Annotated in this window: 18 protein-coding genes; 6 read left to right on the top strand and 12 right to left on the bottom strand. The window is 57.3% G+C overall.

Annotated features, from left to right (window positions below; all coding sequences use genetic code 11):
• Nucleotides 1-58: 58 nt before the first annotated feature.
• The 4 genes from thyA to rppH all read right to left on the bottom strand — a co-directional run bounded on the left by thyA (nt 59) and on the right by rppH (nt 4,713).
• Nucleotides 59-853 carry a thymidylate synthase gene (gene thyA, locus M8013_RS07275; protein ID WP_271267127.1) on the bottom strand — a complete coding sequence of 265 codons (795 nt, stop codon included), beginning with the start codon at nt 851-853 and terminating at the stop codon, nt 59-61.
• A 6-nt stretch (nt 854-859) separates the two neighbouring features.
• Nucleotides 860-1,732, bottom strand: coding sequence for a prolipoprotein diacylglyceryl transferase (gene lgt / locus M8013_RS07280; RefSeq protein WP_271267128.1), 873 nt, complete (start codon nt 1,730-1,732; stop codon nt 860-862).
• A 191-nt stretch (nt 1,733-1,923) separates the two neighbouring features.
• Nucleotides 1,924-4,170: a phosphoenolpyruvate--protein phosphotransferase gene (gene ptsP, locus M8013_RS07285; RefSeq protein WP_271267129.1), complete on the bottom strand. Its 2,247-nt coding sequence runs from the start codon at nt 4,168-4,170 to the stop codon at nt 1,924-1,926.
• Nucleotides 4,171-4,182: 12 nt separating this feature from the next.
• The gene (gene rppH, locus M8013_RS07290) at nt 4,183-4,713 is read right to left on the bottom strand and encodes an RNA pyrophosphohydrolase (protein ID WP_271267130.1); all 531 of its coding nucleotides are present in this window, start codon (nt 4,711-4,713) and stop codon (nt 4,183-4,185) included.
• A 685-nt stretch (nt 4,714-5,398) separates the two neighbouring features.
• Here rppH and mutH point away from each other — a divergent pair.
• The 3 genes from mutH to M8013_RS07305 all read left to right on the top strand — a co-directional run bounded on the left by mutH (nt 5,399) and on the right by M8013_RS07305 (nt 7,606).
• Nucleotides 5,399-6,091, top strand: coding sequence for a DNA mismatch repair endonuclease MutH (gene mutH, locus M8013_RS07295; protein ID WP_271267131.1), 693 nt, complete (start codon nt 5,399-5,401; stop codon nt 6,089-6,091).
• Nucleotides 6,092-6,218: 127 nt separating this feature from the next.
• Entirely contained in the window at nt 6,219-6,437 is a 219-nt protein-coding gene (gene ygdR, locus M8013_RS07300; protein WP_032613767.1) for a lipoprotein YgdR, read from the top strand.
• A 128-nt stretch (nt 6,438-6,565) separates the two neighbouring features.
• Nucleotides 6,566-7,606 carry an NADP(H)-dependent aldo-keto reductase gene (locus M8013_RS07305; RefSeq protein ID WP_271267132.1) on the top strand — a complete coding sequence of 347 codons (1,041 nt, stop codon included), beginning with the start codon at nt 6,566-6,568 and terminating at the stop codon, nt 7,604-7,606.
• Nucleotides 7,607-7,702: 96 nt separating this feature from the next.
• Here the strand turns inward: M8013_RS07305 and lplT are convergent, their stop codons facing one another.
• Nucleotides 7,703-8,896, bottom strand: a complete 1,194-nt coding sequence (lplT, locus tag M8013_RS07310) for a lysophospholipid transporter LplT (RefSeq protein WP_271267133.1) — start codon at nt 8,894-8,896, stop codon at nt 7,703-7,705.
• Complete coding sequence (aas, locus tag M8013_RS07315; RefSeq protein ID WP_271267134.1) at nt 8,889-11,048, bottom strand: bifunctional acyl-ACP--phospholipid O-acyltransferase/long-chain-fatty-acid--ACP ligase; 2,160 nt, start codon at nt 11,046-11,048, stop codon at nt 8,889-8,891. The genes lplT and aas overlap by 8 nt, the downstream gene beginning before the upstream one ends.
• Nucleotides 11,049-11,470: 422 nt before the next feature.
• Between aas and galR the strand changes: the two genes are divergently transcribed.
• Nucleotides 11,471-12,487 (top strand): HTH-type transcriptional regulator GalR, encoded by a 1,017-nt coding sequence (gene galR / locus M8013_RS07320; RefSeq protein ID WP_271267135.1) that lies wholly within the window; start codon nt 11,471-11,473, stop codon nt 12,485-12,487.
• Here galR and M8013_RS07325 read toward each other — a convergent pair.
• The 4 genes from M8013_RS07325 to M8013_RS07340 form a co-directional block, all read right to left on the bottom strand.
• Complete coding sequence (locus M8013_RS07325) at nt 12,448-12,924, bottom strand: GNAT family N-acetyltransferase (protein WP_271267136.1); 477 nt, start codon at nt 12,922-12,924, stop codon at nt 12,448-12,450. The two genes, galR and M8013_RS07325, sit on opposite strands and share 40 nt — an antisense overlap.
• A complete protein-coding gene (locus M8013_RS07330) occupies nt 12,921-13,694 on the bottom strand; it encodes a GntR family transcriptional regulator (RefSeq protein WP_271267137.1) in 774 nt (257 codons plus the stop codon). Before M8013_RS07330 ends, M8013_RS07325 begins: the two co-directional genes overlap by 4 nt.
• A gap of 90 nt (nt 13,695-13,784) precedes the next feature.
• Entirely contained in the window at nt 13,785-15,212 is a 1,428-nt protein-coding gene (locus M8013_RS07335; protein ID WP_271267138.1) for a glycoside hydrolase family 1 protein, read from the bottom strand.
• Nucleotides 15,209-16,546 carry a PTS sugar transporter subunit IIC gene (locus tag M8013_RS07340; protein WP_271267139.1) on the bottom strand — a complete coding sequence of 446 codons (1,338 nt, stop codon included), beginning with the start codon at nt 16,544-16,546 and terminating at the stop codon, nt 15,209-15,211. Before M8013_RS07340 ends, M8013_RS07335 begins: the two co-directional genes overlap by 4 nt.
• A 292-nt stretch (nt 16,547-16,838) precedes the next feature.
• On the opposite strand from M8013_RS07340, the gene M8013_RS07345 reads away from it, so the two are divergent.
• On the top strand, nt 16,839-17,876 hold the full coding sequence (locus tag M8013_RS07345) for a LacI family DNA-binding transcriptional regulator (RefSeq protein ID WP_271267140.1): 1,038 nt from the start codon (nt 16,839-16,841) through the stop codon (nt 17,874-17,876).
• Here M8013_RS07345 and lysA read toward each other — a convergent pair.
• The gene (lysA, locus tag M8013_RS07350) at nt 17,846-19,108 is read right to left on the bottom strand and encodes a diaminopimelate decarboxylase (RefSeq protein ID WP_271267141.1); all 1,263 of its coding nucleotides are present in this window, start codon (nt 19,106-19,108) and stop codon (nt 17,846-17,848) included. The two genes, M8013_RS07345 and lysA, sit on opposite strands and share 31 nt — an antisense overlap.
• 121 nt (nt 19,109-19,229) lie before the next feature.
• Between lysA and M8013_RS07355 the strand changes: the two genes are divergently transcribed.
• Entirely contained in the window at nt 19,230-20,150 is a 921-nt protein-coding gene (locus tag M8013_RS07355; protein WP_271267142.1) for a LysR family transcriptional regulator, read from the top strand.
• Here M8013_RS07355 and M8013_RS07360 read toward each other — a convergent pair.
• Nucleotides 20,142-20,837, bottom strand: a complete 696-nt coding sequence (locus M8013_RS07360) for an aspartate/glutamate racemase (RefSeq protein WP_271267143.1) — start codon at nt 20,835-20,837, stop codon at nt 20,142-20,144. The two genes, M8013_RS07355 and M8013_RS07360, sit on opposite strands and share 9 nt — an antisense overlap.
• Between the last annotated feature and the right edge of the window lie 9 nt (nt 20,838-20,846).

Raw genomic sequence — 20,846 nt, forward strand, 5'->3', positions numbered from 1 at the left:
ACAATTTGGGCATAAAAAAACCGGCGCGGAAGGCGCCGGTTATGTCAGGATTGCAATATCAGATGGCGACAGGGGCTTTGATACCCGGGTGCGGGTCATAACCTTCGATGTCGAAATCGTCAAAACGGTAGTCGAAAATCGATTCCGGCTTACGCTTGATGACCAGCTTCGGCAACGCACGCGGTGCGCGGGATAGCTGAAGATGGGTCTGTTCCATATGGTTGCTGTACAGGTGAGTATCCCCGCCGGTCCAGACAAAATCACCCACTTCCAGATTGCATTGCTGAGCCATCATATGCACCAGCAGCGCATAGCTGGCGATATTGAACGGCAGGCCGAGGAACACATCGCAGGAGCGCTGGTACAGCTGACAGGAGAGCTTACCGTCCGCCACATAGAACTGGAAAAACGCGTGGCACGGTGCCAGCGCCATTTTGTCCAGCTCGCCCACGTTCCAGGCAGAAACGATGATACGACGCGAATCCGGATCGTTTTTCAGCTGGTTCACCACGGTGGTGATCTGGTCGATATGGCGGCCATCCGGCGTTGGCCAGGCACGCCACTGCTTGCCGTAAACCGGGCCCAGGGAGCCATTTTCGTCAGCCCATTCGTCCCAGATAGAGACGTTGTTCTCACGCAGGTACGCGATGTTGGTATCACCCTGCAGGAACCACAGCAGCTCATGAATAATCGAGCGCAAGTGGCAGCGCTTGGTTGTCACCAGCGGAAAGCCTTCCTGCAGGTTGAAGCGCATCTGGTGGCCAAAAATGGATGTCGTACCGGTACCGGTGCGGTCATTTTTCGCCGTGCCCTCATCGAGCACTTTTTGCATCAGTTCAAGATACTGTTTCATGATGACTCAGGAGACCTGTTGCTGTGGACGACGATACGCCCAGACCATCATCGCGATACCCACGACAATCATCGGAATAGAGAGGATCTGCCCCATGCTGATGTACTGCACCCACTCACCGGTGAACTGCTGATCCGGCTGGCGGAAGAATTCCACGATGATACGGAACGCGCCGTAGCCAATCAGGAACAGGCCAGACACAGAGCCCGTCGGACGCGGTTTGCGGATGAACAGGTTCAGAATGATAAACAGCACCACCCCTTCCAGCGCCATCTCATACAGCTGTGACATATGGCGCGGCAGGGCACCGTAGGTGTCGAAAATAGACTGCCACTCGGGATGTGAAGGCAACAGGGCAATATCTTCTGCCCGCGACTGCGGGAACAGCATAGTAAACGATACGCTCGGATCGACGCGGCCCCACAGTTCGCCATTGATGAAGTTGCCCAGACGACCAGCACCCAGCCCAAACGGGATCAATGGCGCAATAAAATCAGACACCTGGAAGAAACTGCGTTTGGTGCGCTTCGCGAAGATCACCATCACCAGGATGACGCCAATCAGGCCGCCGTGGAAGGACATGCCGCCATCCCAGACGCGGAACAGATAGAGCGGATCGCTCATGAACACCGGGAAGTTGTAGAACAGCACATAGCCGATACGTCCACCCAGGAAGACGCCGAGGAAGCCTGCGTACAGCAGGTTTTCAACTTCGTCTTTGGTCCAGCCGCTGCCAGGGCGTTTGGCGCGACGGCCAGCCAGCCACATAGCAAAGACAAACCCGACCAGATACATCAGGCCATACCAGTGAAGCGCTACGGGTCCAATTGAGAAAATGACCGGATCGAATTCCGGAAAATGCAGATAGCCACTGTTCATCTGTCACCACAAGATGTTGTTATTCCGCTGAAAGTGGACAGCGGTAAAGAAGTGCGCGAGGGGTTGCCTGCGCTCCAAAGTTGCGAATCATAGCACACGCAGGCGTGGAGAATGCGCCCGAGATGTAAAAGATGTGTATAGAGACGTCGCACGTTTGTCTCCCCCAGCCCGGTGCGGAGGGAGACCTGTGGTTAACGTCCGCCGCGGATCAGGCCGCCCATCCCGCGACGCTCCATAAAGGCCGCCACCTGATGGCGGACTTCGGTTGCCAGCTGGGCTTCAAGACTGCGGGTCGCCAGCAGTTGTGCCTCTTCGAAATCAATGTGGCGCAGCAGGTACTTCACGCGGGCTACGGAGCGTCCGTTCATGGACAAATGATGGAAGCCGAGGCCAATCAGGATCGCCACACACATGGAGTCCCCCGCCATCTCACCGCACAGACGCAGGTCGATACCGTGGGTTTGCGCCTCGCGGGCAATCATCGCCAGCGCCCGCAGCATCGCCGGGTGCAGGCTATCGTACATGCTCGCCACGCGGGTGTTGTTGCGATCCACCGCCAGCATATACTGGGTCAGGTCGTTGGTGCCCACCGAGATAAAGTCTACGCGATTGGCCAACTGCGGCAGCATAAAGACCATCGACGGGACTTCGAGCATCACCCCCAGCCGGGGTTTCGGAATTTCGTAGCCGATCATCTCTTCGACTTCGCGGCCGGCACGTTCGATCAACCGTCGGGCTTCGTCGATTTCGTCAATGCTGGTTACCATCGGCAGCAGAATGCTGAGATTGCCCGTCGCGGCATTGGCGCGCAGCATCGCGCGCACCTGGATGAGAAAGATCTCCGGCTGATCGAGGGTGATGCGAATGCCGCGCCAGCCCAGACAAGGGTTTTCTTCGCTGATCGGCATGTACGGCAGCTGTTTGTCCGCGCCGACGTCCAGGGTACGCAGCGTCACCGGTTTGTCATTGAACATCTGCAACATGCCCTGATACTGCGCCACCTGCTCCTCTTCCGAGGGGAAGCCGCTCTGCAGCATAAACGGGATTTCGGTGCGATAAAGACCGATGCCATCGATGCGCCCACCAAGCTTCTCTTCATGCGCCGGACTAAGACCGGCATTGAGCATCACCTTGATCCGCTCGCCGCTTTTCAACGCTGCAGGTTGGTTAACGTCGTCTTCTGCCAGACGGCTCAGCTCGTTCTCTTCGCTGATAAGCCGCTGGTACTCCTGCAGCAGAACCGGCTCAGGATCAACCAGCAGCTCGCCGCGATAGCCGTCCACCACCAGCGTACGGTGATGCAAGGCCGACGGCTGGATATCCGCGCCCATGACGGTTGGGATCCCCAGCGCGCGCACCATAATGGCGGCGTGCGAGTTGGCCGCACCATCGCGAACCACAATCCCGGCAAGTCTGTCCTGCGGCAGTTCCGCAAGAGTAGTGGCCGAAAGCTCATCGGCCACCAGCACAAAGCGCGGTGGCCAGGTGTTTGGCCCCTGAATGGTGTCATCGAGATGGAAAAGCAGGCGCTGGCCCAGCGTGCGCAGGTCTCCGGCGCGCTCTTTAAGATACCCGTCGGTTAAAGTGGCAAACTGCTCAGCGAATTTCTCGATGCTCTTTTTGACCGCCCACTCGGCGACCGAGCCGTTATCCACTTCGGCAAACAGCTCCCGACGCAGTCGGGCATCGGAAAGCAGGTGGGAGTAGAGATCGAAAATGGCGGCGGTTTCTTTCTGTGCACCGGCGGCAAAACGTTTGCTGTAGCGGCGAAACTCGTTAGCTGCCTCTTCCAGCGCGCCGGTCAGACGCTCGCGTTCAAGCGCGGTATCCAGCGTTGACGCTTCGTAAACCTGTTCCATCAGCGGCAGGGTGGCATCCATCCAGCCTTGAGCTATTGCCACGCCGGGTGATGCAGGTAAGGCACGAATACGCGTCTGTCGGTACTGACCAAACAGCGCCGTCAGCTGAGACTGGGAGAGGATCGCCGCCATTTGCGTGGCCAGCGTAACGAGGAAAGACTCTTCGCTTTCGTCGTATTGCCGCAGTTCACGCTGCTGGACCACCAGCACGCCAAGCAGCTGGCGGCGCTGGATAATCGGCACACCAAGAAACGCCCGAAAGCGTTCTTCTCTTACTGCAGGAATATATTTAAAGCTGGGGTGCTTCTGTGCATCGGCAAGGTTGATGGGCTCAGCCAGACGCCCGACCAGGCCCACTACGCCTTCATCAAAGGCGAGCGCGACGGTACGACCACGCGGTTTTTTCAGGCCGCGCGTCGCCATCAGGTAATAGCATCTGCGGTCATGGTCGGCCAGATAAACCGAACAGACTTCGGTTTCCATCGCAAGGCAGATGTCAGTGACCAGAATATCCAGCGCCTCGTTGAGCCGTGGAGCACTGGCCACCTTCTCGACTATTTCACGCAGGCGGGTGAGCATAATGTGCGTAGCTTAACCTCTTTTACGTCGCCAGGCAGGTGCGATCTGCGGCTTAGGAGGAGCCTCCTGAAGCATCATCACAGCACTTGCGAACTCTTTCATCACCCTGCGGTAAACGTCGCGCTTAAACGACACGACCTGACGAACGGGATACCAGTAGCTGACCCAGCGCCAGCCATCGAATTCCGGCGTGCTGCTGGTTTGCATATTGATTTCCGCATCGCTGCTCACCAATTGCAGAAGAAACCACTTCTGTTTCTGGCCGATACATACCGGCTTTGTGTCCCAACGCACCAAACGCTTCGGTAACTTGTAACGCAACCAGTTGCGGGTCGAAGCCAGAATGCGGACATCCTTACGGCTTAAGCCAACTTCTTCGAACAGCTCCCGATACATCGCTTGCTCTGCGGACTCTCCCGGGTTAATTCCCCCTTGGGGAAACTGCCAGGAGTGCTGACCATATCGCCGGGCCCACATTACCTGCCCCTGGCGATTACAAATTACGATACCTACGTTCGGGCGGTAGCCATCGTCATCAATCACCGGACTACCTCAAACTAAATCTGATATATGAATGATTGTTTCACACTCCTGAGAGGCGGTAAACCACTCTCTTACGGGCCTGGAGCCGAATAACATTTGAATAACTCACAATTATCATCATAGTTATAAACAGACAGACGATCAGAAGCGCAATTTTATGCACTTTTTCTGTGGATAGAGTTGTGAAGAAGTTCGTGATTACCCATGGACAACCTAAACCGCCCAGGATAATGCAGAATTTTCTTAACTTAATAAAATTTTATATTTCATTTAGTTAGCGTTATAAAATTGCAACAAACAACATATAGTGTGATACAGCTCACTCTTAAGATCTGCGCATTGATGAAAGATCGAACAGCGTCGGTTTTATCCACAGATTGTGCCAATAAGTTAGTCACATTTTGTCGAATTTTTCGATTTTCATCGCACGTCAAGGCTGTAAATGGAAACAGTAGTAGGGGTTATTCCCAGTTATCCCACTTTTCTGTGGATAAGTAGGGGTAAGATCCTGTTTATTGCCAGTGACCAGATTTGAACAACCTGAAGCACAATCGGCTGCTCGCAACAAAATACTGTCTAAAAAGATATATAAATCATCAGCCTGTAACAAGCAAAAAGAAAAAGTTAAACTCTGTCTGTGCGGTGGAAAACTAGTGCTCATTTTTTAACCAATGGATAAATTATCATGCTTCCCCTCGTCCCGATGGCCTCTCCTCCCGAAACGGAAGCGGCTTTACTGCAGCAGGCACAACGTCTGGCGGGTTACTCGCTGGGGGAGCTGGCCGCCCTTGCAGGTATGCCTATTCCCCCGGATCTCAAACGTGATAAAGGCTGGACAGGGGTTCTACTGGAACTGTGGTTAGGGGCCAGCGCAGGCAGCAAGCCTGAGCAGGATTTTGCCGCACTGGGCGTGGAGCTGAAGACCATTCCCGTCGACAGCCAGGGCCGGCCGCTGGAAACAACGTTTGTGTGCGTGGCACCACTCACCGGCAATACAGGGATTACGTGGGAAAGTAGCCATGTGCGGCATAAGCTTAAGCGCGTGCTGTGGGTGCCGGTCGAAGGGGATCGGGCGATCCCGCTGGCGTCACGTCGCGTCGGCGCACCGTTAATCTGGAGCCCGGATGAAGAAGAGGATCACCAGCTGCGGCTGGACTGGGAAGAGCTGATGGACATGATTGTGCTCGGTCAGGTCGAGCGGATTACGGCTCGCCACGGTGAGGTGCTGCAGCTACGGCCAAAGGCGGCAAACAGTAAAGCCCTTACCGAGGCGATTGGCGCACGCGGCGAGCCGATTTTGACCCTTCCACGCGGTTTTTACTTGAAAAAGAACTTCACGGGCCCCCTGTTGGCACGACATTTTTTGCTGAATACCTGATTTTTTGGCCTGAATTGTGATGTTTTTAACAAATCGCCCGTTTTTTAAGATATTCCCTCTTTCGGGAAACCGTCTCAGCAGTTATTACTACACTAAGAACTAACACGAACCAGGTGAGGTGATAAGAATGAAAAAATGGGCAGTGATAATCTCGGCTGTTGGTTTAGCGTTTGCCGTTTCTGGTTGTAGTAGCGATTACGTCATGGCGACCAAAGACGGTCGCATGATCCTGACCGACGGCAAACCCGAAGTCGACGATGATACCGGTCTGGTCAGCTACCGCGATCAGCAAGGTAATAATATGCAGATCAATCGCGACGATGTGTCGCAAATTATCGAACGATAATGTGTAAGGTCAGCGGCTGGCTGGCCTTTTGATTTTTCTCTTCCCCTTTTGCTTCCCCTCTGCCATGTTTATATCCCGCTGTCGGGAGGTTCCTGACGCCGCTAACATGTCCAATAAGGAAGCCGGCTATGCATTATCACCGTATCCCCCATAGTTCTCTTGAGATAAGCCAGCTGGGGTTGGGCACGATGACATTCGGTGAACAAAATAGCGAAGCCGATGCCCATGAACAACTCGATTACGCCGTCAGCCAGGGTATCAACCTTATTGACGTCGCTGAAATGTACCCGGTGCCACCACGCCCGGAAACCCAGGGATTAACCGAGACCTACGTCGGCAACTGGCTGGCAAAACGCGGCAACCGCGAAAAGCTGGTGGTCGCGTCTAAAGTCAGCGGCCCTTCCCGCCTTAATGACACCGGTATTCGCCCAAATCAGATCCTCGATCGCAAAAATATCCGCGCGGCGCTGGATGACAGCCTGAAACGCCTGCAGACCGATTATCTCGATCTCTACCAGGTGCACTGGCCGCAGCGTCCAACCAATTGTTTTGGCAAGCTGGGCTACAGCTGGAGCGACGGTGCGCCGGTAGTGACGCTGCTGGAAACGCTGGAAGCGCTGACAGAATGCCAGCGCGCCGGGAAGATTCGCTACATCGGCGTCTCTAACGAAACGGCCTTTGGGGTGATGCGCTACCTGCATCTGGCCGATAAGCACGACCTGCCGCGCATCGTAACCATTCAAAACCCGTACAGCTTGCTGAACCGCAGCTACGAAGTGGCGCTGTCGGAAGTGACGCAGTATGAAGGCGTCGAACTGCTGGCATACTCCTGCCTGGGCTTTGGCACGCTGACCGGTAAGTACCTCAACGGCGCACAGCCAGCGGGGGCGCGCAATACGCTGTTCAGTCGCTTCACTCGCTACAGCGGCGAGCAGACGCAGAAAGCGGTGGCGGCCTATGTGGAGATCGCCAAACGTCACGGGCTCGATCCGGCACAGATGGCGCTGGCCTTTGTTCGTCGTCAGCCGTTTGTGGCCAGCACCCTGTTGGGCGCAACCACTATGCAGCAGTTGAAAACAAACGTCGAAAGCTTCCATCTGGAGCTGAGCGAAGAGGTGTTAGCGGAGATTGAAGCGGTGCATCAGGTGTATACCTATCCGGCTCCGTAACAAAAGCAAAAAGGCAACGTCAGTTGCCTTTTTTAATGTTTGCGCCCTCTCCCAGACCGTAGGCCGGGTCAGGTGAAGCCGCCACCCGGCATTTTTTTACCGACGTCGCTGCCACACCCAAAGCCCCGCGATGGCCAGCGCAAACAGCCCACCAAACCCGACGCCGATGCCCACCACCGACAGGCCCGCTTTGACGGCCAGCGAATAGAGCCCCAGCATCAGCAGCATGGCGGCGTTTTCGCCCAAGTTTTGCACCGCAATGGCATTGCCTGCCCCAACGGTATGCTTGCCACGCTCCTGCAGCAGGGCATTAAGCGGCACCACAAAGAATCCGCCGAGGATCCCCATCAGGAACAGCAGCACATACGCCGGTAACAGCGCATGCTGCAACGAGAACAGCAGCACTACCAACCCAATCAGCACCCCGGCTGGCATGCAGCGGGCGACCGTTTGCAGCGTTACCAGCTTTGCCGCAGCACCCGCACCGACGACGATCCCGACTGCCACCATCGCATTAAGATAGGTTGGCGTGGCGTTATCGGTAAGCCCCAGCACCGTTGGTACCCACAATACCAGCAGGAAGCGCAGCGTAACGCCCGCCCCCCAGAACATGCTGGTGCCAATCAGCGAGAAGCGGGTTTCGCCGTTATGCCACAGCACGCGGCAGGCATTAAAGAAGCTCGCCGTCATCGGGGTAAAGCGCCAGGACTGTCCCGGACGCGCCACGGGTAGCGTTGGGATAAACAGGTTTGCCACCACTGCGCCCGCATACACCACAGCGCATACGCCCAGCGCCGCCAGCACATGCCAGTCGGCCAGTACGCCGCCGGCCATCGAGCCCAGCAGGATCGCCGCAATCGTCGATGACTCCATCAGGCCGTTAGCTTTAACCAGTTTATCCCCGGTGGTGAGTTCCCCCAGGATGCCGTACTTGGCAGGGGAATAGGCCGCAGCCCCGATCCCCACCAGCGTATAGCCGATAAACGGATTCACGCCGAGGCAGATACTGGCCGCCCCCAGCAGTTTCAGGCTGTTGGCGAACATCATCACCCGGCCTTTGGCAAAACTGTCCGCCACCTGACCAACAAAGGGGGCAAAGACGATGTAAGCCCCGACAAACACCATCTGCAGGATCGGTTGGCTCCAGTCCGGGTAAAACTGCGACTTCAGCAGCGCCAGGGTGGCAAACAGCAGCGCGTTATCGCCAAAGGCCGAGAGGAACTGCGCAGCGGTAACCGCCATCATCCCCTTCGACCAGATCGAGGTGTTTTCAGGAACTGACTTACTCATGCTGCGGCTCCACCTGTTCAACCCACTCTTTCAGGGTGACAAAATCCGGTTTACCACTGCCCAGCAGCGGAAGTTGCTTCAGATAACGAATATCACGCGGCACCGCCAGCTCCGGAATGCCCTGCGCGCGCGCCCGCTGGAGCAGCTGCTCGCGCTTGAGCTCGCCGTCGGTGGTAAACAGCACCAGCGCCTCGCCTTTACTGGCATCGGTTTTCACCGCGGTCGCGTGCATTTTGTCAGCGGATACGGACAGCGCCAGCTGTTCGACCATCTCCAGCGAAACCATTTCGCCCGCGATTTTGGCAAAGCGTTTTGCCCGGCCCTGGATCTGCACGTAGCCCTGTTCGTCGAAGCGCACGATATCGCCGGTGTCATACCAGCCGGCTTCCACCTCGCCCTGAGCGTTCTCCGCCGTTGGCGCTTCCAGCACGCCGGGGTTTTCTACCCGCAGATAGCCGTTCATCACGTTTGGCCCTTTCAGCTGCAGGCGACCGCCCTCTTCAATACCCGGTACTTCCAGCAGCCGTGCGTCCATCCCCGGTAAAATGCGCCCGACCGTGCCGGGCTTCGCCGCCATCGGTACGTTAATCGAGACTACCGGCGCGCACTCCGTCACACCGTAGCCTTCGAGAATGCGCAGACCAAACTTGTCCTGCCACAGCTGACGGGTGCTCTCCTGCAGTTTTTCCGCGCCAGCCACCACATAGCGTACGCGATGGAAGTCATACGGATTGGCAAAGCGCGCGTAATGCCCGAGGAAGGTGGAGGTGCCAAAAATCACCGTACAGTTACGGTCATAGGTCAGCTCCGGCACAATGCGGTAATGCAGCGGACTCGGATAGAGAAACACCTCTGCGCCGGTCAGCAGCGGGGTGAAAAGCCCCACCGTCAGGCCGAAAGAGTGGAACAGCGGCAGCGCCGACATAAAGCGGTCATCGGCGGTGAAGTCGGCGATAGTTTTAATCTGTTCGACGTTTGCCAGCAGGCTTTTGTGGCTGTGCACCACCCCTTTCGGGTTCCCTTCAGAGCCGGAGGTAAACAGGATAACGGCCGCATCTTCCGGCTGCTGTTTCACCTGCGCCAGCCGTGGGGCCAGCAGGTGGGCAAAGATCCACAGCTTGTCACCGGTTGTCACTTCGGCTTTGAGATCTTCAAGGAATACCCAGCGTACCTGGGTGAGCTGTTCCGGCAGGTGCCAGAGCTTGCCTTTATCGAGGAACGTGCGCGAGGTAAAGACCGTGTTGATCTGTGCGGCAGTCATGGCGCTGCTCAGCCCTTTTACCCCGGCGGTGTAGTTCAGCATTGCCGGGATACGTGCGCGCGAGACGGCACCAAAAATCACCGCCGCGCTGATGCCCGCATTGGGTAGCATCAGGCCAATCTTTTCGCCCTGCTGGCTGTATTTCTCAAGAATACGCCCGACAAACAAGGTCTTGGTCAGCAGCTTACGGTAGGTATCGGGGGCAAAGTTGATGTCGTCGATGCAGTTTTTCTTCGCGCCATAGCGCGACATCGCCGTCAGCAGCGATTCATACAGCGTTTCGCGCGGGCGCACTGCCATCCGGGCTTCCATCATAATCTGATGCAGCATTTCACCGGCGATTTTACGCCGATCGCGGGCGCGGGGCGCCTCGGGCATCGGCAACGACGTTGGCGGCAGCAGATGCAGCGTAATGCGCGGGAACAGGCGCTGTTTCACTCGCCCTTTCAGACGGCTGAAGTAGGTCAGCTCAGCCCCTTCGATGCGCAGCGGCACCACCGTGGCACCGGATTTCGCCGCCACAAAGCCCGCCCCGTCATAAATCTTCATCAGCGAGCCGGTTATCGAGATCCGCCCTTCGGGGAAGATCACGACCGGACGACCCTGCTCGATCAGGCGCACCAGGTGTTTGATCATCATTGGCTTGGTAGGATCGAGCGGCACAAAATCAATTAGCTTCGTCAGCCAGCGCATGTACCACTGCTCGCTGACGGAGGTATAGACCGCAAACACCGGGCGCACGGGCAAAAACAGCGCCAGCAGGATGCCATCAATAAAAGAGACGTGGTTGGGGGTGATAAGGACGCGTGAGGCATGTAATGACTGGGTGTCGCCAGTCAGACGCACACGAAAGAGGATACGAAACAGCGTGCGGAAGAACCCTAATAGCATCTCAACTCCCTTTGCCGGTCAATTTGTCGGGTTACGGTAAATTGTGGCAGATTACACGAGAAGTGTAGCAGGGGCGACAGCTGTGTTCAGACAAAAAAAAACCTGCGCATCTGCGCAGGTTGGTGCAAGTGATGAGTACGCAGTACGTACTAAGAATTCTCACCAATCAATACCTCTGGGATCTTGATTGTGGCGTTTGCCCCCTCACTTCACCAGCAGGAAAAAGCAACAGCCTGAGGCAAAGTGTAACTAATGATTCCGATTAACATTCTTCTGTTACGCTTCGCTGTGTAACGTTTACACGCTTTACTATGGTGTGCATCACGTTTGTGGACAGCCCAGGGGCTGCAAGCTTGAATACACCTCACTTTTCCGCAACACTAGTTGGTGTGTAAACGCTTACCCCAAAGAGAAGGTATCGAATGGCGACAATTAAGGATGTGGCCCGGCTGGCGGGAGTTTCTGTCGCCACTGTTTCGCGTGTAATCAATGACTCACCGAAGGCCAGCGAGACATCCCGAAAGGCGGTGCTGACCGCCATGGAATCGCTCAATTACCACCCCAATGCCAATGCACGCGCGCTTGCTCAGCAGTCCACCGACACCGTCGGACTGGTGGTGGGCGATGTCTCGGATCCGTTTTTCGGGGCGATGGTCAAAGCTGTGGAGCAGGTCGCCTATCAGACCGGCAATTTTCTGCTGATCGGCAATGGCTATCACAACGAGCAGAAGGAGCGTCAGGCCATAGAGCAGCTGATTCGCCACCGCTGCGCGGCGCTGGTGGTGCATGCTAAAAAGCTGGCGGACGAAGAGCTGGTGCATCTGATGAAGCAGATCCCAGGCATGGTGATCATTAACCGCATTATCCCCGGCTATGAACAGCGCTGCGTGGCGCTGGACGACCGCTACGGCGCCTGGCTTGCCACCCGCCATCTGATCCAGCAGGGGCACAGCCGCATCGGCTACCTCTGTTCAAATCACTCTATCTCCGACGCCGATGATCGCCTGCAGGGTTACTATGATGCCCTGCGCGAAAACGGCCTGCCCTGTAACGACCGACTGGTGACCTACGGTGAACCCGATGAGAGCGGCGGCGAACAGGCAATGACGGAGCTGCTGGGGCGCGGACGTAACTTCACCGCCGTCGCCTGTTATAACGATTCGATGGCGGCCGGAGCGATGGGGGTGTTAAACGACAATGGGATTGATATTCCGGCTGAGATTTCGCTGATTGGCTTTGATGACATTCTGATTTCGCGCTACGTGCGTCCGCGCCTGACCACCGTGCGCTACCCGATTGTCACCATGGCGACCCAGGCCGCCGAGCTGGCGCTGTCACTGGCCGATAAGCGCGTGCCGCCTGACGTGACCCACATCTTCAGCCCGACGCTGGTGCGTCGTCACTCGGTCACGCCACCGGCGGAATCGGCCAGCATATAGCGATAAAGGTGGACCGTTTTATGCGGGTATTCCAGCGCATCGCCAATGTAGTGCCAGCCGTAGCGTTCATAAAAATCGCGACAGGCTGACCAGAGATGCAGGTCGCGATGCCCGGCCTCTGCGGCATACGCCTGCACGTGACGCTGGAGTTGCCCTGCAAGCCCCTTCCCGCGCGCGGATTCATCCACATACAGCGCCGCCAGCCACGGACAGAGATCCTGACGGGTGATCAGGTCGCAGCGCCATAATCCCACCGTGCCGAGCAGGCGCTGGCCTTCGGTGGCGATAAAGGTCAGCGGCAGTGCGCCGGGGATCTGACTGTGGGCCACAATGCTGGCAAAAAATTCACGCGGTAATCCGTCGCCAAATGCCTGCCACTGCCAGTCGATGACCTGTTCAGCGTGTTGGGGGGCGGTGTAAAGTGGCTGAATATTCACACCGGTTTTCCCTGGAAAATGGGCACCGATTCAAACAGGTAGCCGTCAAAATCCGGGGCATCTTCATCAGAGAGCTCCAGCAGGCTCTTTTTCACGTTTTCGAGATGTTGCCACATCGCCTGCCAGGCCCCCATCACGTCGCGGCGGCGCAGTGCGGCCAGAATAGTCTGCCTGTCGCCCAGCCACTTCAGGCGATACGCCCGGCTGGCAATATGCACGTTAAACTGCTGCCACAGCGGGCTGCTGTCCATGTGGTGCCAGACGCTTTCGACAGTCGCCAGCAGCATCTGATTCTGCGTGGCCCCCGCCAGCACCAGGTGGAACATCTTGTTGTTGTCCTGGCTGTTGTCGTTGGCAGCGATAGCGCGCTGCTCCTGCTCGATGATGCGACGCAGATTGTCGATGTCCGCCCGGGTGGCCATTTTGGCGGCAAAGGCGGCGATATTGCTTTCGAGCAACTGGCGCGCCTGCAGGATTTCAAACGGGCCGACGTCGCTTTTTAGCAGGCGTTCTTCCTCGTTCTCGTGCTCCTCGGGGATACGCATTACATACACACCGGAACCCTGGCGGATATCCACGGTGCCCTGCAGTTCAAGCATCAACAGCGCTTCGCGCACGATGGTGCGGCTGACGCCGTAGGTTTCCGCCATATTGCGCTCCGGCGGCAGGCGTGAGCCCACGGGATAGTGCCCCTGGATGATTTGGGCGCGAAGATCCTCGCCTATCTCCTGGTACTGTTTCTTTTCCGCCGGGACGACTGCCTTATCCACGTTATCACCTGTGCTGTGAGTTAATGCGCGGGCCGGGCATCCTCCCGGCCAGTGTGGGCGCTATGTTACCAGAACCGCCGCCATCTTCGCCTACTTCCATTCATCATCAACGTTTAGCGTCAGCCTGCGTTCATCGCGCAGCTGACGGAACCAGCTGGCCGATTTTTTGGCGCGGCGGGCGCGGTTGTTATCAAGGTCGATCTCAATCAGCCCGTAGCGATTTTTAAAGGCATTCATCGGCGAGACGTTATCGGTAAAGGCCCACAGCATATAGCCGTGGCAGTTAGCCCCTTCCTCACGCGCCAGCAGCGCGTAATACAGATGCTCGCTGATAAAGTTGATGCGGTAGTCGTCGGCAATCACGCCGTCGCAGTTGCGATACTGAGCTTCGTTTTCGACCCCCATTCCGCTTTCGGCGACGAACCAGTCAATGTTGCGATAGTCGTTTTTAATCCGCATCGCCATGTCGTAAATAATGCGCGGGGCAATTTCCCAGCCGCGCGACGGATTCATCCTCCGCCCAGGCAGCTCAAACGGCTCGTAGTAGTACGCCGGATGGAACGGCGTCTCAGGATGCCAGGCGCGGGACGGGGCTTTTACCCGATGCGGGTAGTAAAGGTTAATCCCCAGCTCGTCGACGGTGTTGTCGGCGATCAGCGCCAGCTCATCGTCACTGTAATCCCACTGCACCTGATGTTTTTCCAGCAGGGTAAACAGTTCCTGCGGGTAGCGACCGTGCACCAGCGGGTCGAGGAACACCCGGTTGTAGAACAGATCGTAGATCGCCGCGGCCTTTACGTCGTGGGCAGCGCGAGAGCGGGGATACGTGACCTCCGGGTTGAGGATACAGCCCACGCTGCCCGCGTAGCCTTTGTCGCGAAACAGCTTCACGACCTTCGCCGTCGCCAGCACCTTATGGTGGTTCCACTGCATCCAGGTGCCGGTGTTCTGCTCGTACGGCCAGCGCAGCGCATCCAGATAAACCCGGGTCTGCACCACAATCGGCTCGTTAAAGGTAAACCAGCGCTTTACCACGCGGTGATAGCGAGCGAAGACCTGTTCAGCGTAGCGGGTGAACAGCTCAACCACGTGTTTCGAGGCCCAGCCGCCGTAGGTTTCCAGCAGCGTGCCCGGCAGCTCGTAGTGCTCAAGGCAGATCATCGGCTCAATGCCCTGACGCTGCATCTCGGCAAACAGGGCATCGTAATACGCGGCGTACTCCTCATCCACCGTCGCGGTTTCATAGTCGATGAGAAAACGTGACCAGTTGATCGAGGTGCGATAGTGGGTCAGCCCGGCCTCCTTCATCAGGGCCACGTCTTCACGAAAACGGTTGATGAAATCGGTCGCCACCGCCGGGCCATAGCCGTTATGCCAGACCTGACGATCGTTTTTGTACCACAGGTCGATCCACGAATCCTGTCCTGCTTTCTTGCCGCTCCAGCCTTCGGTTTGCCAGGCGGAGGCAGCAGCCCCGAGGATAAAATCCTCAGGGAGGGTCATCTGTTTTATGCTCATGCGTTATTAGTCGCCTGTTGGTTTTGCGCCTTCAGCGCAGCCTGCTCGGCACGGCGTGAAGCGATCTTCACAAACGGCAGGTAGATAAGGACGGCAGTGATGATGCAGATCCCCTGCGTGACCACCGCACCCATTGAGCCCGCGGTAGAAAGCCAGGCGTTAATCAACGGTGGCGTGGTCCATGGCACCATCACCACGGCCTTCCCGGCAAAACCGGTGACGGTAGCGAAGTAACCGATAGAGCCGGTGACCAGCGGGGTGATGATGAACGGGATCGCCAGAATCGGGTTGAGCATGATTGGCATACCGAAAATCACCGGTTCGTTGATGTTAAAGATCCCAGGGCCGATAGAGAGCTTGGCGATCTCCTTCATCTCTTTGCGCTTGGTGCCAATCATCACCGCAATCAGCAGGCCGATAGTCAGCCCCGAGCCGCCGATGCTCATGTACACATCCCAGAACGGCATGGTGATGATGTTCGGGATCTCTTTGCCCTGTTCAAAGGCGCTCATGTTGACGGTGATGGCCCCCAGCAGCAGCGGCTCACGGATCGGTTTGATCATCTGATTGCCGTGGATGCCGATCACCCAGAACAGCTGGGCGACAAACATCAGCAGCAGAATGCCCGGCAGGCTTTGCACCACGCGCTCCAGCGGCTGTTGCACCACCTGGTATACCGCATCGTAAAGGTACATGCCGGTAATCTGGTGGAAGACAAAACCCAAGGTGGCGATGGCGGTAGTGGTTATGATGGCCGGGATCAGCGCTGAGAACGAGGCTGCCACGTTCGGCGGCACGGTGTCAGGCATTTTAATTTTCAGGCCCGGACGCCCCTCCAGCCAGCAGTAAATTTCCACCGACAGGATGGCGATAAACATCCCGAGGAACAGGCTGCGGGTGTCGGAGAACTGGCGCATCAGCACATCTTTAACCATGTGCATTTCGCCGTCGACCATCATCTCGACGGTGGTTGGCGTCACGCAGATAAAGCAGATCACCGCCAGCAGGCCGGGGAACAGCGACTTGATGCCGTTGATTCGCCCCAGCTCAATGCCGATCAAGAACACTGCGCCGATATTAAGGAAGTTCAGCGTGGCGTAGTTTAGCGCACTGGTGATCGGCTTTAAGGTGGCCAGAAAAGAGAGCGACTGGAAACTGGCTAAGCCGTTTTTGGGATCCAGCACCATGTTGGAGATCAGCACCGAAAACGCGCCAACAATGATGACCGGCATTAAGGTGATGAAGGCGGATTTTATCGCCATGATATAGCGATAACTGTTGAACGTAGTGGCGAAACTGCCCAGCGAGTTGATCAGTTTTTCCTGTAATGCCATCGGGTAATACCTCAGTAAAAGGGCTTTTTATTGGGATAAGGTGGACAGCCTGCTTCTATTGGCATACCAAAAATAGCTTCTGATGATAATTTGTTCTGTGATTAAGCTCTCAACGCGGTAAGAGGTATTCCAGATTGTCAGTTATCGCCATTTTGGTATGCCACTTTTCAGCACGACGATCGTCGTAGCCAAAAAGCGTGATCCTGGTGGGGATTTTGCCCTTCCCGCCCGGCTTATGCGCCAGAAGGTCTGTGATAAACTGCCGGGCATAACGGGGAAGCAGGAATAATCAATGGCAACAATGCTGGATGTCTCACTGCGCGCGGGCGTGTCAAAAGCCACGGTGTCGCGCGTTCTGAACGGCACGGGTCAGGTCAAAGAGAGTACGCGCCAGCAGGTGTTTCGCGCGATGGAAGAGCTGGGCTATCGCCCCAATTTTCTGGCGCGCTCGCTGGCGAACCGCACCAGCAACAGCATTGGGCTGGTGGTGTCGACCTTCAACGGTTTTTATTTTGGCCGCCTGCTGCAACAGGCTTCTCGCCAGACCGAGTCACACGGTAAGCAGCTGATTGTCACCGACGGGCACGATACCCCGGAGCGGGAAGAAGAAGCCGTGCAGATGCTGGCCGATCGCCAGTGCGATGCCATAGTGCTGTATACCCGCTTTATGAGCGAAAAGGCGATCATGAAGCTGATTAACAGCGTGCCGATGCCGCTGGTGGTCATCAACCGCGACGTCAGCCAGGCGCGGGAGCGCTGCGTGTTCTTCGAGCAGCAGGAGGCCGCCTTCAAAGCCGTGGAGTACCTGATAAGCCAGGGCCATCGCGAGATCGCCTGCATGACCGTCCCCATCCACACCCCGACCGGCAAGGCACGCCTGATGGGCTACCGCCAGGCGCTGGAAAAGCACGCCATTGCCTGGGATGAAAGCCGGGTGAAGTATGGCGATGCGGGCATGACCCGAGGCTATGAGCTGTGTCAGGCGTTGCTTGACGAGAAGGTCTCGTTCAGCGCGCTGTTTGCCTGCAACGACGATATGGCGCTGGGGGCCTCGAAGGCGCTGCACCAGGCCGGATTGCACATTCCAGAGGACGTGTCGCTGTTTGGTTTTGACGATGCGCCGTGCGCGAAGTGGCTGGAGCCTGCCCTGTCGACGGTCTATCTGCCGATCGACAATATGATCACTACGGCTATCGATCAGGCGATTCGACTGGCTAGCAGCCAGCCGATCGAGGCGATCCCGCCCTTTACCGGCACGCTGGTGTTACGCGATTCGGTGGCGACGGGACCCTGGTTTGATCAGAACAGTTCGAGGGCGAGCAGTTCCTGAATAGTCTGGCGACGGCGAATCAGACGCGCCGCGCCGTTATCGAACAGCACTTCCGGCAGCAGCGGACGGCTGTTGTAGTTCGAGGACATGGACGCCCCGTACGCGCCGGTATCGTGCAGCACCAGATAATCCCCCGGTGCAACCGCTGGCAGGGCGCGGGTTTCTACTTTTCCGCCTTCCTGCTGGGTAAAGACATCCCCGGATTCGCACAGCGGACCTGCCACGACGGTTTCTACGCGTGGGGCCGCGCTTAAATCACGGCCATCGGCGGCCAGCGCCGAAATGTGATGATAGCTGCCGTACATTGACGGGCGCATCAGATCGTTAAAGCCCGCGTCGATCAGCACGAAGTGACGGCTGCCCATCGCCTTGACGCTGCGCACCTGCGACACCAGCACGCCCGATTCGGCCACCAGGAAACGGCCCGGTTCGATCTCCAGTTTGACCGCATGACCCAGGTGGGCGGCGATTTTGTCGCGCGCACCGTTCCACAGGCCATAGTAGTGATCGGTGTCGATCGCCTCTTCCCCTTCGCGATACGGGATCGATAAGCCACCGCCTGCGGAGATCGCCTCCAGATCCTGGCCAAACTCAATTACCTGGCGCACCATCGCGCCGCATACCTGCTCAAGGTGCGCATAATCCACCCCGGAGCCGATGTGCATGTGAATGCCCACCAGCTTCAGGTTGTAGCGTTGCAGCACTTCCAGCGCCGCAGGCAGGTCGCTGTACCAGATGCCGTGCTTGCTGTTTTCGCCGCCGGTATTGGTTTTTTGACTGTGACCGTGGCCAAAGCCCGGGTTAACGCGCAGCCAGACGCGATGGCCCGGTGATACCTGACCCAGTTGCTCGAGCATATCCACCGAACCGGCATTTACCGGGATCTGCAGTTCATGCACCCGGGCCAGCGTCGCGCTGTCGATCAGATCGGCGGTAAAGACAATCGCGTCGCCGTCGGCTTTTGGATCGTACCCGGCGGCCAGCGCGCGCTCAATTTCACCCAAAGAGACGGAATCCACTTTCACGCCCTGCTCGCGCATCAGGCGCAGAATGTGGATGTTGGAGCAGGCTTTCTGGGCAAAACGCACCACGTCGAACTGATGCAGGGCCGCAATTTTCTCGCGGATAATCTGCGCGTCGTAGACCCAGACCGGGCAGCCAAATTCGGCAGGCAGGCGCAGCAGATTGTCGGCATTCAAATCGGTTTCAGTGTTGTTCAGTGGGCGTGGCATGGTGCTCTCCGGTCAGGCTATTTTTTTATGATTACGCCACAGGGCGAAGGGAATAAAAAATATCGTTTTATCGCCAGTCTATGCAAAAATGATATGGATGACGTTCAGACAGGTTGCGACCATGCCCGCTGTAAACTTACGCCACATTGAGATTTTCCACGCCGTGATGACCGCCGGTAACCTGACCGAAGCCGCACGCCTGCTGCACACCTCGCAGCCAACGGTAAGCCGCGAGCTGGCGCGTTTTGAAAAGGTTATCGGGTTAACGCTGTTTGAGCGCACACGCGGACGCCTGCACCCCACGGTACAGGGGTTACGGCTGTTCGAAGAGGTGCAACGATCCTGGTACGGGCTGGATCGCATCGTTAGCGCTGCTGACAGCCTGCGCGAGTTTCGCCAGGGCGAGCTCTCTGTCATCTGCCTGCCGGTCTTTTCCCAGTCGTTTTTACCCGCTCTCTTGCAGCCATTTCTGGCCCGCTATCCGGACGTCAACCTGACGATCGTGCCCCAGGAGTCGCCCCTGCTGGAGGAGTGGCTCTCGGCCCAGCGCCATGATTTGGGCCTGACCGAAACCCTCGCCACCCCGGCTGGTACCGCACGCCACGAGCTACTGTCGCTGGATGAAGTCTGCGTTCTGCCCGCCGGACATAAGCTTGCGCAAAAAGCGGTCCTGACTCCGGCCGATTTTCACGGTGAGAATTACATCAGCCTGTCGCGCACCGACAGTTACCGACAGTTGCTGGATACCCTGTTTGCCGAGCATCAGATTAAACGGCGGATGGTGGTGGAGACCCACAGCGCGGCGTCCATCTGCGCGATGGTGCGGGCTGGGGTGGGGATTTCAGTGGTGAATCCGCTGACGGCGCTGGATTATGCCGACAGCGGGATCGTTGCCCGCCGGTTCAGTATTTCGGTGCCGTTCACGGTGAGCCTGATCCGCCCCCTGCACCGCCCGGCCTCGGCGCTGGTCGATACTTTCAGCCAGCATCTGCAAACCGGCCTCAGCACCTTTACCCGCCAGCTGGAACAGCTATTAGCGTGAGAGCATAAACTCCACCGCATCGGCGGCGTGGATCGCGGCGGTATCAAACACCGGGATCGGGCTCTCCGCCGCCGGGACCAGCAGGCCAATCTCGGTGCAGCCAAAGATCACCCCTTCTGCCCCTTGATCTGCGAGCTGCTGGATCACCTCGAGGTAATAACGGCGCGAGACGTCGCTGAAGGTGCCCAGGCACAGCTCGTCGAAGATCACCTTATTGATGCGCGCCCGGTCGGCTTCGTCCGGTATTAGGGTTTCGATGCCAAACTGCGAGGTCAGCCGCCCGCGATAGAAATCCTGCTCCATGGTGTAGCGGGTACCGAGCAGCGCCACCCGGGTCATGCCGGTGGCGGTAATCGCCCGACCGGTGGCATCCGCGATATGCAGGAACGGCAACGAACAGCGCGATTCAATCTGTTCTGCCACTTTGTGCATGGTGTTAGTACAGAGCAAAATACCTTCCGCCCCTGCCTCCTGAAGCCCCAGCGCCGCATCCGCGAGGATCTGACCGGCTTTGTCCCAGTCACCGCTGGACTGGCAGGCTTCTATTTCATGGAAATCGACGCTGTGCAGCAGCAGGCTTGCTGAATGCAGCCCGCCCAGGCGGTGTTTTACCCCTTCGTTAATCAGACGATAATAAGGAATGGTGGATTCCCAGCTCATTCCTCCCAGCAGGCCGATCGTTTTCATCTCTTTCTC

The sequence above is a fragment of the Silvania confinis genome (genome assembly GCF_025564085.1).
GTDB classification, from domain to species: domain Bacteria; phylum Pseudomonadota; class Gammaproteobacteria; order Enterobacterales; family Enterobacteriaceae; genus Enterobacter; species Enterobacter confinis.

What these genes read in the sequence shown, in the direction of transcription:
- M8013_RS07305 (WP_271267132.1), top strand. Translation starts at nt 6,566, where the DNA reads ATGCATTATCACCGTATCCCCCATAGTTCTCTTGAGATAAGCCAGCTG.
- M8013_RS07360 (WP_271267143.1), bottom strand. Translation starts at nt 20,837, where the DNA reads ATGAAAACGATCGGCCTGCTGGGAGGAATGAGCTGGGAATCCACCATT.
- mutH (WP_271267131.1), top strand. Translation starts at nt 5,399, where the DNA reads ATGCTTCCCCTCGTCCCGATGGCCTCTCCTCCCGAAACGGAAGCGGCT.
- lysA (WP_271267141.1), bottom strand. Translation starts at nt 19,108, where the DNA reads ATGCCACGCCCACTGAACAACACTGAAACCGATTTGAATGCCGACAAT.
- thyA (WP_271267127.1), bottom strand. Translation starts at nt 853, where the DNA reads ATGAAACAGTATCTTGAACTGATGCAAAAAGTGCTCGATGAGGGCACG.
- ygdR (WP_032613767.1), top strand. Translation starts at nt 6,219, where the DNA reads ATGAAAAAATGGGCAGTGATAATCTCGGCTGTTGGTTTAGCGTTTGCC.
- M8013_RS07335 (WP_271267138.1), bottom strand. Translation starts at nt 15,212, where the DNA reads ATGAGCATAAAACAGATGACCCTCCCTGAGGATTTTATCCTCGGGGCT.
- lplT (WP_271267133.1), bottom strand. Translation starts at nt 8,896, where the DNA reads ATGAGTAAGTCAGTTCCTGAAAACACCTCGATCTGGTCGAAGGGGATG.
- lgt (WP_271267128.1), bottom strand. Translation starts at nt 1,732, where the DNA reads ATGAACAGTGGCTATCTGCATTTTCCGGAATTCGATCCGGTCATTTTC.
- aas (WP_271267134.1), bottom strand. Translation starts at nt 11,048, where the DNA reads ATGCTATTAGGGTTCTTCCGCACGCTGTTTCGTATCCTCTTTCGTGTG.
- M8013_RS07355 (WP_271267142.1), top strand. Translation starts at nt 19,230, where the DNA reads ATGCCCGCTGTAAACTTACGCCACATTGAGATTTTCCACGCCGTGATG.
- ptsP (WP_271267129.1), bottom strand. Translation starts at nt 4,170, where the DNA reads ATGCTCACCCGCCTGCGTGAAATAGTCGAGAAGGTGGCCAGTGCTCCA.
- M8013_RS07340 (WP_271267139.1), bottom strand. Translation starts at nt 16,546, where the DNA reads ATGGCATTACAGGAAAAACTGATCAACTCGCTGGGCAGTTTCGCCACT.
- M8013_RS07345 (WP_271267140.1), top strand. Translation starts at nt 16,839, where the DNA reads ATGGCAACAATGCTGGATGTCTCACTGCGCGCGGGCGTGTCAAAAGCC.
- galR (WP_271267135.1), top strand. Translation starts at nt 11,471, where the DNA reads ATGGCGACAATTAAGGATGTGGCCCGGCTGGCGGGAGTTTCTGTCGCC.